At 69.9% G+C, this 14586-nt stretch carries 12 protein-coding genes; 2 read left to right on the top strand and 10 right to left on the bottom strand.

The genetic code is table 11. The features are described from left to right. Positions 1 to 63: 63 nt before the first annotated feature. From GTZ93_RS26050 to GTZ93_RS26035, 4 genes are all read right to left on the bottom strand, one after another. On the bottom strand, positions 64 to 1461 hold the full coding sequence (locus GTZ93_RS26050; RefSeq protein WP_139917190.1) for a hypothetical protein: 1398 nt from the start codon (positions 1459 to 1461) through the stop codon (positions 64 to 66). 53 nt (positions 1462 to 1514) lie between these two features. Beyond that, entirely contained in the window at positions 1515 to 2795 is a 1281-nt protein-coding gene (locus tag GTZ93_RS26045) for an MFS transporter (RefSeq protein WP_139917188.1), read from the bottom strand. A 12-nt stretch (positions 2796 to 2807) separates the two neighbouring features. Continuing rightward, on the bottom strand, positions 2808 to 3545 hold the full coding sequence (locus tag GTZ93_RS26040) for a dienelactone hydrolase family protein (RefSeq protein WP_139917186.1): 738 nt from the start codon (positions 3543 to 3545) through the stop codon (positions 2808 to 2810). 129 nt (positions 3546 to 3674) lie between these two features. Then, entirely contained in the window at positions 3675 to 4541 is an 867-nt protein-coding gene (locus GTZ93_RS26035) for a hypothetical protein (protein ID WP_139917184.1), read from the bottom strand. A gap of 309 nt (positions 4542 to 4850) precedes the next feature. Here GTZ93_RS26035 and GTZ93_RS26030 point away from each other — a divergent pair, with 309 nt between their 5' ends. Together GTZ93_RS26030 and GTZ93_RS26025 are read left to right on the top strand one after the other, a co-directional pair. Beyond that, complete coding sequence (locus GTZ93_RS26030; RefSeq protein WP_139917183.1) at positions 4851 to 5966, top strand: alpha/beta fold hydrolase; 1116 nt, start codon at positions 4851 to 4853, stop codon at positions 5964 to 5966. 18 nt (positions 5967 to 5984) lie between these two features. Further along, positions 5985 to 6500, top strand: a complete 516-nt coding sequence (locus tag GTZ93_RS26025; RefSeq protein WP_120581633.1) for a GNAT family N-acetyltransferase — start codon at positions 5985 to 5987, stop codon at positions 6498 to 6500. A 99-nt stretch (positions 6501 to 6599) separates the two neighbouring features. Here GTZ93_RS26025 and GTZ93_RS42935 read toward each other — a convergent pair whose 3' ends face one another. The 6 genes from GTZ93_RS42935 to GTZ93_RS25995 all read right to left on the bottom strand — a co-directional run bounded on the left by GTZ93_RS42935 (position 6600) and on the right by GTZ93_RS25995 (position 14501). Then, the gene (locus tag GTZ93_RS42935; protein WP_233597546.1) at positions 6600 to 7079 is read right to left on the bottom strand and encodes a hypothetical protein; all 480 of its coding nucleotides are present in this window, start codon (positions 7077 to 7079) and stop codon (positions 6600 to 6602) included. A gap of 22 nt (positions 7080 to 7101) precedes the next feature. Further along, positions 7102 to 7887, bottom strand: a complete 786-nt coding sequence (locus GTZ93_RS26015) for a hypothetical protein (protein ID WP_139917181.1) — start codon at positions 7885 to 7887, stop codon at positions 7102 to 7104. Positions 7888 to 8008: 121 nt separating this feature from the next. Further along, positions 8009 to 10441, bottom strand: coding sequence for an ABC transporter permease (locus GTZ93_RS26010; protein WP_161663058.1), 2433 nt, complete (start codon positions 10439 to 10441; stop codon positions 8009 to 8011). A 211-nt stretch (positions 10442 to 10652) separates the two neighbouring features. Then, entirely contained in the window at positions 10653 to 13271 is a 2619-nt protein-coding gene (locus tag GTZ93_RS26005; RefSeq protein ID WP_161663057.1) for a PQQ-dependent sugar dehydrogenase, read from the bottom strand. A 55-nt stretch (positions 13272 to 13326) separates the two neighbouring features. After that, on the bottom strand, positions 13327 to 13866 hold the full coding sequence (locus GTZ93_RS26000) for a hypothetical protein (RefSeq protein WP_139922373.1): 540 nt from the start codon (positions 13864 to 13866) through the stop codon (positions 13327 to 13329). A 98-nt stretch (positions 13867 to 13964) separates the two neighbouring features. Then, positions 13965 to 14501: a hypothetical protein gene (locus GTZ93_RS25995; protein ID WP_139922375.1), complete on the bottom strand. Its 537-nt coding sequence runs from the start codon at positions 14499 to 14501 to the stop codon at positions 13965 to 13967. Between the last annotated feature and the right edge of the window lie 85 nt (positions 14502 to 14586).

Below are 14586 nucleotides of genomic sequence, written 5' to 3'. Positions count from 1 at the left end.
CGGAGCGGCATCCTCGCACCCGGCCTCGCGCGGACGCCAATCACCCCCGCCTGACTCCCAGCGTCAGAAGCGCGCCTGGAGCAGCACGTTGACGCCCACCGCGTTCGCGGGCTGGAGGACGGGCCGGGAGACCCCCGTCTCGTCATCCTCGAAGAGGGTCCGGTTCGGGTCGTGCGTGTAGGAGACCTCCGCCAGCACTCCGGCAATCGCTCCCAGGTCCCAGCGCGCCGTGGCCTTCACCGTCACCACCAGTCCCGGGTCCTCGCCCGCGGGCAGGATGCTGATGAGGTTGGGCCCCTGGAACACGGCGGTGGTGTCGCTGAGCAGGGGGCTCTCCGGTCCGTTCCGCAGCGAGGCGGGGCGGGTGACGCGCACGAGCAGCCCGGGCGTCAGCCCCCAGTCCTGGAGGTGGTAGTCACTGCTCAGCGTGCCGGAGACCTCCGCGCGGGTCTCCGCGTCGCTCATGAAGGCTTGGTACGGAGGGAACCCGGGGACGTCGGCCTGGATGAAGGAAAGCGTGCGGACATAGGCCAGCGCGTGCGCGCGCCAGAAGCCCTGCTTCACCCGCGCCTCCAGCGCCCCCGCGCCCCCCGTCTGCGTGCTCCGTTGAGGATAGCCGGCCTCCGGATCCACGAGCCCCTGGGACACGAGGCTGCCCTCCAGCGACACCGACGCGGCGAAGCCTCCCGGGTACGTCTCCGGCAGGAAGAAGCGTTCGAAGAAGGTCGGGTCGCCCTGGTACAGCGCCAGGTCGACGTTGTTCCCAACGGGGGCGCCGTGGTGCCAGACCGCGCCCAGGGAGGCCCCCTTCACGGGGACGTGCAGCTCGACGCCCTGGTTCGCGACGTTGGGGACCTGCCCTCGATTGAGCACGGTGCCCTTGAGGGCCAGTCGCAGCTCGGGCGTGACGTCCAGGAAGCCGCCCGCGAGCAGGGCGTATCGGCGAGAGGACTCCAGCAGCAGGTCATCGGCGACGGTGGCGGACTTGAGCGCCACGAAGGCATCCCAATGCATCCGGGACAAGCGCAGCTCCAGCGCGGACTCGTTTCCCGAACGGCGGGGGAAGGCCTGCCGTTCCCAGGTGACCGGCCAGGTGAAGCCCATGTACAGCCGCGACGTGCTCAGAGGGTGGACCGCCACGGCGAGTCCCTCTCCGGACTCCCAGCCCGAAGGCCGGTAGCGCAGCCGCACGTTGCTGCCAAAGTCCTGCAAGGCAATGCCCTGGGTGGCCGGCGTGGAGAGGAAGAACGACAGCGTGGCTTCCGCGCGCAGGCCCGACGCGAGCTCTGGCGTATGGCCTTCCAGCGCCGCATGGAAATACGTGGCCGAGCCATCGGCATCGATGTCCGCGTCGAGGCCCTGGAAGGACAGCCGCGCCTCGAAGGGCGGTTCGGTGGGTGTGGCTTCAGGGGCCTGGCCCAGGCACAGCAGCAGGGGAAGCGTCAGGAGTGGAGACGTCATGGGCGCGCGCGTCTAGCACGTCCCGCCCGGGACAGGCATTCCCACCAAGTGCTTCAGGACGACGCGTCAATGCGGCTGTGGCGCCGCGTGTCCGGCATCACCGTGTAGACCATCAGCGAGCAGAAGATGCAGGCCGTGACGTACCAGAAGAACCACTCCTCGCGCCCGGCCAGCTTCAGGCGCGTGCCCACGTACTCCGCGGTGCCTCCGAAGAGGGACACCGTCAGCGCGTAGGGCAGCCCCACGCCCAGGGCGCGGATGCGCGCGGGGAACAACTCCGCCTTCACCACGGCGTTGATGGACGTGTAGCCGGAGAGGATGACCAGCGCGGCGAGCACCAGCAGGAACGCGGTGAAGGCGTCCCGCGTCCGCGTCAGCGCCGTGAGCAGCGGCACCGTGCACAGCGTCCCCAGCACGCCGAACCCCATCAGCACCGGCCTGCGTCCCACGTGGTCGGAGACGAACCCCAACACCGGCTGGAGGAACATGTAGAGGAACAGCGAGCCCGCGGAGATGAGCGTGGCCTCGTCTCGCGTCAGCCCCACGGAGTTCACCAGGAACTTCTGCATGTAGACGGTGTATGTGTAGAAGGCCAGCGTCCCGCCCATCGTGAGACCCACCACGACGGCGATCTCCTTCGGGTGGCGCAAGAGCTCCCGCATGGGGTGGTGCTCGGACTTCTTCGCGGCCTCTCGGGTGAAGGCCTCCGTCTCCACCATGTTGCGGCGCATGTAGAAGCCGAAGACGGCCAGCGCCGCGCCAATGCCAAACGGGATGCGCCAGCCCCACGCCTCCAGCTGCGGGCCCGTCAACACCAACCGCTGCAACACCAGCAGCGTCAGCGTGGCCAAGAGCTGTCCCATGATGAGCGTGACGTACTGGAAGGAGCTGTAGAAGCCCCGGTGGCGGGAGGTGGCCACCTCGCTCAGGTAGGTGGCGCTGGTGCCGTACTCGCCGCCCAGGGAGAGGCCCTGGAGCAGCCGCGCGAGCATCAGCACCACGGGCGCCGCCACGCCGATGCGCGCGTACGTGGGGCACACGGCGATGACCAGCGAGCCCAGGCACATCAGCGAGACGGACAACGTCAGCGCGGACCTGCGGCCCCGGAGGTCCGCGTAGAGCCCCATCAACCAGCCGCCCACCGGCCGGATGAGGAAGCCCAGCGCGAACACCCCGGCGGTGTTGAGCTGCTGCACCACCGGATCCGCGTCTGGGAAGAACGCCTGCGCGAAGTACAGCGAGAACGCCGAGTAGACGTAGAAGTCGTACCACTCGATGAGGTTGCCCACCGAGCCGCCGAAGATGGAGAGCAGCCGCTGCCGCACAGGGGACATCGGGCTCAGGGCTCAGGCCTTCAGCGTGCGGCCGAACAGGTCCTCGAGCCTCTTCCAGTGCGTCTCCGCGACCTCCGCGTTGAACGCGGCCGAGCCCGCCACCGAATAGCCGTGCTGCGCGCCGGGGTAGAGCTCCGAGCGGTACTTCACGCCCGCGTCCTTCAGCGCCGCCTCCAGCGTGTGGATGGCGTCCGCGGGCATGGAGTTGTCCTGGTCCGCGTGGCCGAAGTACAGCTCGCCCTTCACCTTGTTCACCAGGCGGTGGGGGCTGTCGGGCGAGTCCGTGGCCAGGCGGCCGCCATGGGAGGACGCCACCGCGCCGATGCGGTCCGGGAAGTCCGCGCCCATGCGCACGGCGATGCCGCCGCTGAAGCAGTAGCCGGCCACGCCCGCCTTCGGGCCCTTCACGGAGGGCTGCCGGGAGAGGAAGTCCAATTCGGCGCCCGCGTCCAGCTTCAGGCGCTCCGGCGTCAGCGCGCCGATGAGGCCGTAGAGGCGCTTGCGGAACGCCTCGTCCGCGAAGGAGCCCTGGAGGTCCAGCTTCGAGGTGTGTCCGTCCCGGTAGAACACGTTGGGCATCAGCACGACGTAGCCGGACTTCGACAGACGCCGGGCCATGTCCTCGAAGACGGGCCGGATGCCAAAGGCATCCGGAATCATGATGACCGCCGGCCACGGTCCCGAGCCCTCCGGCTGGAACAGCTTCGCGTCCATCACTCCATCCGCGGTCTTGATGTCGACGTCCTGCATGGCGTGGGTGACCTCCCGCGCGGGCGGTGCATGCGCCCGGCAGGAGGGTGACACCACACGCGCGAGCGATGCGCCATCCGTTTCGCGACGGGCCCCCACCGCCCCGCGCGAAACGGACACTTGCTGGGACTACTTGACGCAGTTGCTCCAGCCGCGCTTGCTGTTGCTGACCGTCATCTCCCAGTAGCGGGTGCCGCTGTTGTAGTCGATGGAGACGCCGTCATTGAAGTCGCTGGTGTTGAAGTTGCCGCCGATGCCGGACAGCAGGCAGGCCACGCCGCCCGGGTTGTAGTCCAGGTTGTGCGTGAAGGTGCCCGGGTTGCCCGCGATCCACAGCCAGCCGCCCTGGGCCGTGGGGACGTCCACGCAGATGGCGCGCGCGCCGCCGGAGCCGCCCAGGCTGCCGCCCAGGTACCAGTTGTAGCCGTCGTTCCAGACGCGGGCGTAGTCGGAGTCGGCCGTGAAGCCGCCCGCGGCCTCCACCTGCGTGAGGAAGCAGCGGCGCGACGCGGTGACCGCGCCCAGGAGCTTCGCCGCCTGGCCGTCGTACCAGGCCATCTCAGGGGTGCGGTTGGTGGCGGTGTCGAGGCACTGGACGCCCGTGCCCAGCGCCTTGCTGTTGGTGTGGTTGACGAAGATCTGCCAGTTGCCGGCGTACTGGTACACGCCCGCGCCGGCCCAGCTGGTGCCCTTCAGGTTGCCCTGGACGCCGGTCAGGAAGCAGGTCCGGCCCGTGGAGGTTCCGATGGAGGTGGAGGTCAGGCCGTTGTTGGAGGTGCCCCACCAGTAGGTCCCGCCCAGGTTGACACCCTGCTCGGCCGTCGCGAGGGCCGCGTCGTCGGGCGCGGCCGGGGCGGCGGTCTCGGTGACGGCCTCGCCCGCGGGGGCCTCGCCCGCCAGGGGCTCGTCCATCATGGGGTCGCCGCCACAGCCCACCGCGAAGAGGCAAAGGGGGGCCGCCAGGAACAGCTTCCGCGCGAAGTGATTCGTGTGCATGTCGCTTCTCCGTTCGTCGTTTGGAAATGCCAGCGATGCGTCCGCTGACCGGGGTTCGTCCCGGCCGGGTCGCCAGCGGGGAACGTGGCGGGACATGAGCAACGGGGATGCCAGCGCCGCGTCCTGAGGGAGCGTGTCGAGGGAGGGCGGAGGGAACGGCAATCCTTGCGTGTCCACCCCGCGTGCGGGCCGGCAAGGCTTGCACGGACGGCAAGAGTTGCACGACCGGGGCGGCCGGGAGGTGTGTCCGCGCGGGGCTCCTGGCAGGATCGCGCCATCAGTCTACGGAGCGGGGAGGGCACGTTGGTCATGCATCGCGAAGGCGCGGCCGTGGTCCGGACGCTGGTGGTGCTGGGCGCGCTGTTCGGGGCCGGCGCGCGGGCGGAGGTGACGCGCGCGGAGTTCCTGGTGCCGTCGGAGGAGGGCATCGAGGTGTCCGTCCGCGAGGTGAAGGACACGGGCATGCAGGTGGCCAACCTGCCGCCGCTCATCCTCCTGCACGGCGCGCGGGTGCCGGGGCGGGCCTCGTTCGACCTGCCCGTCGAGGGCGGCTCCATCGCGGCGGAGCTCGCCCGCGCGGGGCACGCGGTGTACCTCATGGATGCGCGCGGCTATGGCGGCTCCACGCGGCCCCTGGCCATGAGCACGCCCGCGAAGGGCCGGCCCCTGGTGGGCTCGCACGAGGTCGTCCAGGACGTGCACGCGGTGGTGGGCTGGGTGAAGGCGCGCACGGGGCAGCGCCGCGTGGGGTTGGTGGGCTGGGCCACGGGAGGTCACTGGGCGGGCATGTACGCCAGCCTCCACCCGGACAACGTCAGCCACCTGGTGATGCTCAACGCGCTGTACGCGGGCAGCGCGGAGCACAAGATGCTGGGGAAGGGCACGGACTTCGAGGACCCGAAGCGGCCGGGGCACTTCAACGCGGAGGGCATTGGCTCCTACCGGTGGAACACGGGTGCGTCGCTGATGGCCGTGTGGGACCGGCAGTTGCCCGAGGCGGAAGAGGAGCGGGTGAAGTGGCGGGACCCGGAAGTGGCGGCGTCGTTCCAGCGCGAGGCGGTCACGAGTGATCCGCTGGGGCCGTCACGCACGCCGTTCGCGTTCCGGGCGCCGTCCGGGGCGCTGGAGGACAGCTTCTACCTGGCCACGGGCCGGCAGCTGTGGGACGGAGCGTCCATCACCGCGAAGGTGCTCATCCTGCGCGCGGAGAACGACTTCTGGAGCCGGCCGGAGGACGTCACTCTCCTCCAGGAGCACCTGAACCACGCGGCCAGCGTGAAGGCCGTGGTGCTCCCGGGTGCGACGCACTTCGTGCACCTGGAGCGGCCGGAGCGGGGCCGTCGCCTCCTCATGGACGAGCTGCTGCGCTGCACCGGTGCCCGCGTCACCCCCGCGCCAAAGCCCCCGAAGCCCGCCACGCCGTGAGCCGCTAGACTGGTGGGGATGATTTCCATCCGGAGACTCGAACAGGCGACCCCCGAGGAGCGGGAGGCGCTGGCCGAAGTGCTCATCGACTCCGTCGACGGAGGCGCGTCGGTGGGCTTCCTGCCGCCGCTCTCTCGGGACGCGGCGGTGGAGTACTGGCGGGGCGTGCTCGCGGCGCTGGGGCCGGGGCTGGTGCTCTGGGTCGCGGAGGTGGACGGTCGCATCGACGGCACCGTGCAACTCGCGCCCTCGCTGCGTCCCAACGGGCTGCATCGCGCGGAGGTGCAGAAGCTGCTCGTGCATTCGCGGGCCCGGGGGCAGGGGCTCGCGTCGCTGCTGCTCCAGGAGATTGAGCAGTACGCGCGGGGCGCGGGGCGCACGCTGCTGGTGCTCGACACGCTTGCGGGCTCGAAGGCGGAGTCCGTCTACCAGCACTTCCAGTGGCAGCGCGCCGGCGAGATTCCCGACTGGGCGCGGCACACCGATGGTGAGCTGCACCCCACGGTCCTCTACTTCAAGCGCATCGTTCCCTGACGTTCACTGCGCGCGGGGGCAGGGCGGGATGCCGGAGCGAAGCGCGCATGGAATGACGCGGAGATGTATTGTTTCACAGGTCACGCCGGAGGGGCGCCTTCAGGGATGATAGGGATAGCGCGCCAGGACCTTCCCGTCCGCCGACACGGCATACAATTCGTACCAGTGCGCGGAGGGATTGAATCCAGGTGCTGCCCAGCCACACTTCGCGACGTTTCGCTTGATCTCCACGAAGTACATCCCGCCGTGTTGGGCCACGGAGACCTCCATGGCCTTGGCGGTATATGAGCAGTCCTTCGCATACTCCTTGGGAAAACCTGCCAGCAGCCGCTGCAAGGCCGCATGGGCGGCGAGAACCGCCGGTCCGTCCAGCGTTGCCAGGGGCCGCAGGTCGTCAGGCCATTCAATCCCCTCCGCGACGAGGGGGGCGCGGGGCGTGGTACCGCCGTCGGCATTCGTCACCACGGGCGGAGACACGACGCTGCCCCCATCCCTCGCGGCTGTGCCAGAAGAGGCGGGAGGCGTGCCTCCGTCCAGCAGGAGCGTGAGGAGAAGGACGTGATGAGGGAGGTTCATCATGGGGACAGGCTCCAGGGCACTTCTACCACTTCAACTCGGGTGAGCAGCGAGGCAGCAGCATGCGGGGGCTGCGCATGCCAGAAGCCTCTTGTGGATGACAGTTCGCCTGGAACTCCCAAAGCGCCTTGTCCTCATTCCATTGGAAGACCTCTCCCGCGGGGTTCCACTTGTAGAAGCGAGATTCGTCCTTGTGTCCCGTGGCGAGCCAGGCCCATGCGGGAATCAACCGGTTCCTCGAGTCACGCGCCAGCTGTCCATCCGGGCTCGCGGCATAGGACACCATCGTCCACAGCCCGTCCTCCATCTTCATCGCGGGGAATCGGGTCAGGTCGTCACTGCTCATGCTCGTCGCGCACGGGTGATTGTGCGCGAAGCCGATGATGGGCAGGTTCCGACCAAAGGACTCATCGTCGACGCCACCGAAAGGAGGCTGGCACGAGCTGCGTTCCTTCATGAGGTTGCGGATGGGCCATGAAACACGCCAGTCCTGCGGCGTTTTGTAGAGGGCGACGCAGTATTCAGATGCATCCGGTCGTGGACCACCGGTGTTCGGGTCGCAGGCATCCGACGCACCCGGCAGGCTCATCAATGCCCGGAGCGTCGGCAGCACCAGGTCATCCGGAATCGTGTCGGTGTCCGATACGACGGCCGGGACATCCTTGTGTGGCCAGGGACCTGGGGCCACCGCGAGGTCGAACCGCCCTTCCAGAATGGGAAGTTCTGAGCGCAGGTAGTAGAGGCGGGGGCCCGCACAGGCCATGAGCAACACGAACATGAAGGCGCAGGTCTGGCGCGTCGCGGTGCGCATTCCCGAAACACCCCCTGGATGACCTGTCGGGACCCGGGACTCCGGCGGAGCGGCCATCGTTCCGCAGGATAGCGGGTTGTCCGAAGCCTGTGCAGTCTCGCCCCAAGCGATAGGCCTGGGCTCAATCCGCCCGGAGCACGACCGCCGGGGGCACGTGCGCGGCCCTTCGTGCTGGCAATAGCGCCGCGAGGAACGCCACCGCGCCGAGCACCGCCACCACCAATCCATACGTGAGCGGATCCGTGGGCCGCACTCCGTTGAGCAGGTGCGACAGCGCGCGGCTGGCTCCCCATGCGAGCCCCAGCCCCAACACCAGCCCCACCGCCGTGAGCCGCAGGTAGTGGCTCAACACCATGCCCATCAGCTGGCCCGCCCTCGCCCCCAATGCCATGCGGATGCCCAGCTCTCGCGTGCGCTGCACCACCGCGTAGGCCACCACCCCGTAGAGCCCCACCGCCGCCAGCGCAAGCGCCACCCCCGCGAAGACGCTCGCCAGCAGGAGATAGAAGCGCAGCGGCGCCACCGTTCCATCCACCACCGACGCCAGCGTCCGCACGCCGCCCACCGCGAGGTTCGCGTCCAGCCCCCGGACTTCCGCCCGCACCGCCCCGGCCAGCGCGAACGGCTCCCCGTTCGTACGGAGCACCAGCGTCATGTCCGTGGTCCGTGCCTGCTCATAGGGCACATACACCTCCGGCGCGGCGGGCGCGGCCAGTCCTTCCGTGGCCATGTTCGCCACCACCCCCACCACCCGGCCTCCGAACGCGCCGTTGCCCAGGTCCATGTCCATGTCCAGCGTGCGTCCCAGCGGGTCCTCTCCCGGCCAGAAGCGGCGCGCCGCCTCCGCGTTGATCAACACCGCGCGCCCACCCGCGCCCCGGTCCTCCGGCAGCAACCCCCGGCCGCGCAGCACGGGCACCCGCAGCGCCTCCAACGCGTCCGGTGTGACGATGCGCATGCTGGCCTGCCAGGGCTCCGTGCCCGGCGCCACCGGCCGGAGCGGGTCGCGCACCGCGAGCGTCCACCGCTTCCCCTCCATGGGAACTGCATTCACCACGCCCGCCACGGTCACCCCGGGCAGGCTCCGCAGCCGCTCGAGCAGCCCGTCGTAGAAGGCCGCGGGCGCCGCGCTGCCCATGGCGTAGCGGTTGGGCGGCAGGCTCAGCTTCACCGTCAATACGCCCTCCGGCTGGAAGCCCGGGTCGACCTGCCGCAGGTGCACGAAGCTGCGCAGCAGCAGCCCCGCGCTCACCAGCAGCAGCACCGCCAGCGCCGTCTCCGCCACGATGAGCGCCGCGCGGGTTCGGTGGTGGTGCGCCGCGCCGCCCGCGCCCTCGCCCGCCGTCCGCAACACGCGCGCCAGCTCCACCCGCGACGTCTGCCACGCAGGCACCAGCCCGAAGAGCAGCGTGGTGAACACCGACAGGCCCGCGGTGAACGCCAGCACCGTTCCATCGAGCGACACCTCGTCGATGCGCGGAATGTCCTGGGGCCCGAACGCCGCCAGCGCATCCAGCGCCCACAGCGCCGCGAGCAACCCGGCCCCGCCACCCAGCGCAGACAGGAGCGCGCTCTCCACCAACAGCTCCCGCGCGATGCGCCCCCGGCTGGCGCCCAGCGCGAGCCGCACGGACGTCTCCGCCTCGCGCGACGCGGCCCGCGCCAACAGCAGGTGCATGAGGTTGGCGCACGCGATGAGCAGCACCAGCCCCACCGCGCCCAGTAGCAAAAACAGCGAGGGGCGCACCTGGCCCAGCAGCACGTCGCGCAAGGGCTCCACGCTCGCGCCCATGTCCGCGTTCGTCGCCGGATGCCGCGCCGCCAGGCCCCGCGCGACCGCCGCCGCGTCTGCCTTCGCCCGCTCAAGGCTCACGCCGGGCCCCATCCGCCCATACACCTCCAGCCAGTGCGCGCCGCGCGCCTCCGGCTTCGTCATGGACTCGTCCTGGACGATGGGCGTCCACAGCTCCGCGCGCGACGGGAAGTCGAAGCCCGGCGCCATCACGCCCACCACCGTCCACGGCACGGGGCCGCCCAGGTTCACCGCGCGCCCCAGCACGTCGGGGCTGCCACCAAAGCGGCGCTGCCAGAGCGCATGCGACAGCACCGTGACCTGGGGCGCCCCAGGCGCGTCATCCCCGGCCCGGAGCGCGCGGCCCAACTGCACGCGGGGCCCCAGCACCTGGAAGAAGTCGGCCGTCACCAGTCCGGCCTGCACCTTCATGGGCGAGGCCTCCAGCCGGTCCGCCCCGAGCGTCACCATCGCGGGCGCCACGCCAGCGAGCCCCTCGAAGGCCCGCGTCTGTTCGCGCAGGTCCATCAGGTCCGGCGGCGACGTCGGCCCCGGTCCCTGCTGGCCCACGCTGAACAGCCGCACGAGCCGCGCGTCGTCGCGCAGGGGCAACGGCCGCAGCAGCACCGCGTGCACCACGCTGAAGATGGCGACGTTGGCGCCAATGCCCAGCGCCAGCGTGGCCACCGCCACGACGGTGAAGGTGGGGCTGCGACGCAGTCGCCGCAGCGCGAGCAGGAGGTCATGGAGGAGGGGAGCCATTGGGGACGCCATTGAGCATGGCCCATGCCACGGAGCGCGCACAGTCGCCCCCAGGCGACAGCGGGGATGAACCCGTCACTTCCCTGACCGGCGATGGGAATCCGCGTCCCGCTTCCGGACACGCGCAAGTGCCTTCATGCCGCGCTGAAGCGGAAGTGGAACGGGAGGGCGTCCAGCACGGGCGCCCTCCCGTTTCTGTTTCAGCGAGGCCTCAGCTCGCGCGCGACCGCTTGCGACGGGTGGCCAGCGCGACGAGCGCCAGCCACGCGAGCGGCGCCACCGGGGCCGCGCCGCAGCCGCAGCCGGAGTCGTCCTCGGGCAGGGGATTGTTCGTGCCCGCGTCCGGGGTCCCCGTGCCGGCATCCAGGGTCCCCGTGCCGGCATCCGGGGTCTCCGTGCCGGCATCCGGGGTCTCCGTGCCGGCATCCGGGGTCTCCGTGCCGGCATCCGGGGTCTCCGTGCCGGCATCCGGGGTCTCCGTGCCGGCATCCGGGGTCTCCGTGCCGGCATCCGGGGTCTCCGTGCCGGCATCCGGGGTCTCCGTGCCCGCGTCGGTGCCGGCATCCGGTTCGCCCATTTCCGCCTCCGCGGTGATGGTGAAGGACTGCTCCGCGTCCGGCGACACGCCATTGGTCGCCCGCACGTGCACGTCCACGGTGCCCGCCGCCGACGGCGTCCAGGTGATGAGGCCGGTGGTCGCGTCGATGCTCATGCCCTGCGGCACCGCGCCCTCCAGCGAATACGTGGGCTGCGGCCGGCCCACCGCCTCCACGTCGTAGCGATACTCGATGCCCACTCCGGCGGTGGTGACAGGCGTGGAGGAGATGGTGGGCTGGAGCGGTTCGTCATCCGCCTCCACGGCCTCCAGCGTGCGCGCGTCCAGGCCCGGAATGGCGAGCGTGATGGTGGCCGTGCCATCCACGTTGTCCGCGTCCTGCGACGCCTGGAGTGTGACGGTCTGCGGCGTGTTCCAGTTGGACGTCGTGAAGCTGAGCGTGGACGCGGAGGCCACGGTGAGGTCCGGATCCCCCTGGGTGGACGCCACGGTGACGGTCACGTTCGACGAGGGCCGCAGGGACAGGGACACGTCGAAGGTGGCGGTGCCGCCCTCGGGCACGACGAGTCGGCGAGTGGACAGCACCAGCCGGGTCGAGTTGTTGTCGATGGTGGTGGCCACCACCGACTCGGTCGTCAGCCCCTCGGAGGCCACGGTGAAGGTGGCGACGTCCGGCTCCACGTCCGCGTCCTCCACTGCCTCGAGCACCACGACCTGCGGCACGCTCCAGTTCGCGGGGGAGAAGGTGAGGGTGCCACCGCCCAGCACGCGCAGGTCCTCGGAGCCGCCCATGGCGCGCGCCACGCTGACCGTCACGGGCGCGGAGGGCGCCTGGGCCAGCCGCACGGTGAAGGCCGCGCGTCCGCCCTCCATCAGGCGCAGGTTGAGTCCGGACACCACCAGCTTCTGGCCGGTGGCCGTGGGCGTCACCCGGCGCACCACGCCGTTGGTGTACCCCAGCGCGTAGAGCGCGCCGTCCGGCCCCACGCTCATGTCCACGTTGGCGGAGAAGCCCGTGCCCCACTCGTCCACCGTCGCCACCGAGTTGTCCGCCGCCAGCGTGGCGCGCGTCACCTGGGCGCTGTTGTAGTCGCCGAAGAAGTAGTTGCCGCGGTACTCCGGCGGGAAGAGGGTCGCGTCGTAGAAGACGCCGCCGGTGATGGAGCCGCCCAGCGCCTGCGTCGTTACTGTGCCCCCGCCGCTGGTCGTGTCCGGCAGGCCCGGCTGGGCCACGGTGAAGGTGGTGGTCGTGGGCGCGTTGTTGGCGCTGGCGACGTAGAACTCGCCGTTGAAGCTCGCGTCCCCCACGCCTTCGAGCGTGAGCTTCTCCCCCTTGCGGAAGCCGTGCGGCGAGGCAGTGGTGAAGGTGGTGATGCCCCCGCTGCGCACCGCGCCCGTGGCGGTGACGGTGCTCGAATCAATCGTGTTGGTGCGGTACTTGATGACGGGGGTGAGGTAGTCGTTCCCGACGGGCTGGTTGTTCTCGTAGTCGTTGTATCCGGCGTGGCTGCGCCGGCTCACGACGAAGACCTGCTCATAGCGGTCGCCCACGCCGTTGACCCACAGGAGTCCGGTGGTGGGCTGGAACGTGAAGGTGAACGGGTTTCGCAGGCCGCGCGCCCAGATGTATTCGTTGTTGGGGCCCACGCCGTCGTTGAACGGGTTGTCATTGGCGGGCGTGCCGTCCAGGTTGGCGCGGCTCATCTTGGCCGCCAGCGACGTCAGGTCCGCGTCCACGCCGGAGCCGTTGCCCAGATCGCCAATGGCCCAGTAGAGCTTCCCGTCCGGGCCGAAGCCGAGCCCTCCGCCGTCGTGGTTGTTGCCCGTCGTGGGCAGCCGCGTGACGACCTCCGTGCGCGCGATGCCCGTGCCATTGGCGTCCGTGTAGCGGACGATGCGCTGCTCGGAGGCGGAGACGGTGACGAAGAAGTAGACGTACCGGTTGACCACGTAGTTCGGGTCGAACGCGATGCCGATGAGTCCGCACTCGCTGTTGGTGTGGACCGAGGGCTCCGTGGCGAACGTGCGCGTCACCAGCGTGGAGGTGCCCGGCTGCGTCTCCAGCACGCCGTCCTTCATGGCCACCGTCCGCACGACGCCGTTCTTCAGCGTGACGAACAGGCGCCCTGAACCATCCGGCGCCCACGCCATGCCGGTGGCGGGTGTCAGGCTGGTGGATGAATAGTTCGTTTCCACGAAGCCAGCCGGTACAGCGGCCCGGGCGGGCGCGGACATCATCAGGAACAGCAGTGAGGCCATGAGGGGGGTACGCATGGCCCCGACCCTACCGCACCCCACGTGGGGCCCTGCGCCCCACCTGGAGGAAGCCCTATCGCGTCGCGGTGAACTTCCGTTGGATGATGCACTTCACGCTGGTCTCCTCGGAGGAGCCACTCGTCAGTTCGTACTCGCCCTCGATGACCGAGCTGTCGGTCTCCGTCTCGGGCGCGGGCGCGGCCACCGCCGACTTCACGCGGACGAAGTACCAGGTCGTGCTCGTCACGCTTTGGGTTCCGGAGAGTGTGAGCGTGCGGCTGGGCTCGGAGAACTCGTAGTAGCCCGACAGCGGCATGCCGCCGAGGCTCGCCGAGATGCTCCTCCCGGAGCGCATCAACATCAGCGACCCCGTGGGCAGGCCGAGCCCCAACGCGTCGCAGGCATCTCCGGGGGGCGATGTGTCCGCGAACTGAAGCGTGTAGGTGCCCCCGATGGCGCAACCGCTCTCACAGACGTTGTACGAGTCTCCGCCACAGCCCGGGTTCCCCATGCCGCTGCCCATCGTCATCATGCCCATGGCGATCAGCACCGGGATGCGGAGGAACGTCACGGCCTTCGGGGAACGGGCGCTGCGCGGGGATTCGATGTGCATGAAAGACTCCAGGTGGAACGGGAGGGCGTCAGACTAGCCAACGCCTGCCCTTGTCCGCACCTGGGGTCCGTGGTGCCTTCACATCACGACATCATGCGTCACAGCGTCACGTTGCCGGACACCACCGCCGTGAACTTGCAGGGGACGTCGCTGGAGAGCGTGGCGCAGGTGGACGGCTGCGCCGGGGTCCACGTGGTGGCGTTGAGCTTGATGGCCGCCTGCGAACGCTGACGGTAGACGCCCGCCGCGTAGGGCGTGGGGTTGGCCGTCTGGCCACCGAAGTCCGTGTTCGTCTCCGGCCAGCAGCTGCGGCTGCCCGGGATGGCCGTCCAGGTGACCGTGCCCGTGCTGCTCACCGACTTCTGCTCCACCGTGGAGCAGATGTAGATGATGGGGTAGTCCTGGTCGCAATCCCAGGCGGATGCCTGGGCGCTGATGGGACCCCCGATGTCATACGTGTAGGGCTTCGTCGCTTCGACCACGCACGTCGTGCCCGGGATGGCCTTCGTCACCTGGGACTGGACCTGCGCGATGTCGCTGCCGGAGGGGGCCGGCTCCGTCGCTTCCGGCGCGGGGCCACAGGCGCTGAACGCAAGGGCCACCACGGCGAGGCTGCACGTCTTGAACTTGAACATGTGGGGTGTCTCGGGGGAAATGAACCTGACGCGCTGCCACCGCCCACCGTTTGAATCCCATGCATCAACATGGTTTCCAGGTGAG

Origin of the sequence: Corallococcus exiguus (assembly GCF_009909105.1) — a bacterium.
GTDB classification, from domain to species: Bacteria; Myxococcota; Myxococcia; order Myxococcales; family Myxococcaceae; genus Corallococcus; species Corallococcus exiguus.
The sequence above is the reverse complement of the archived record's forward strand: the minus strand, read 5'-3'. Positions and strand labels throughout refer to the sequence as shown.

Coding starts and splice junctions, on each gene's coding strand:
- GTZ93_RS42935 (WP_233597546.1), bottom strand. CDS start 7,079: ATGATGAACCTCCCTCATCACGTCCTTCTCCTCACGCTCCTGCTGGAC.
- GTZ93_RS26030 (WP_139917183.1), top strand. CDS start 4,851: ATGCATCGCGAAGGCGCGGCCGTGGTCCGGACGCTGGTGGTGCTGGGC.
- GTZ93_RS26050 (WP_139917190.1), bottom strand. CDS start 1,461: ATGACGTCTCCACTCCTGACGCTTCCCCTGCTGCTGTGCCTGGGCCAG.
- GTZ93_RS26045 (WP_139917188.1), bottom strand. CDS start 2,795: ATGTCCCCTGTGCGGCAGCGGCTGCTCTCCATCTTCGGCGGCTCGGTG.
- GTZ93_RS26035 (WP_139917184.1), bottom strand. CDS start 4,541: ATGCACACGAATCACTTCGCGCGGAAGCTGTTCCTGGCGGCCCCCCTT.
- GTZ93_RS26010 (WP_161663058.1), bottom strand. CDS start 10,441: ATGGCTCCCCTCCTCCATGACCTCCTGCTCGCGCTGCGGCGACTGCGT.
- GTZ93_RS26005 (WP_161663057.1), bottom strand. CDS start 13,271: ATGCGTACCCCCCTCATGGCCTCACTGCTGTTCCTGATGATGTCCGCG.
- GTZ93_RS25995 (WP_139922375.1), bottom strand. CDS start 14,501: ATGTTCAAGTTCAAGACGTGCAGCCTCGCCGTGGTGGCCCTTGCGTTC.
- GTZ93_RS26015 (WP_139917181.1), bottom strand. CDS start 7,887: ATGCGCACCGCGACGCGCCAGACCTGCGCCTTCATGTTCGTGTTGCTC.
- GTZ93_RS26025 (WP_120581633.1), top strand. CDS start 5,985: ATGATTTCCATCCGGAGACTCGAACAGGCGACCCCCGAGGAGCGGGAG.
- GTZ93_RS26040 (WP_139917186.1), bottom strand. CDS start 3,545: ATGCAGGACGTCGACATCAAGACCGCGGATGGAGTGATGGACGCGAAG.
- GTZ93_RS26000 (WP_139922373.1), bottom strand. CDS start 13,866: ATGCACATCGAATCCCCGCGCAGCGCCCGTTCCCCGAAGGCCGTGACG.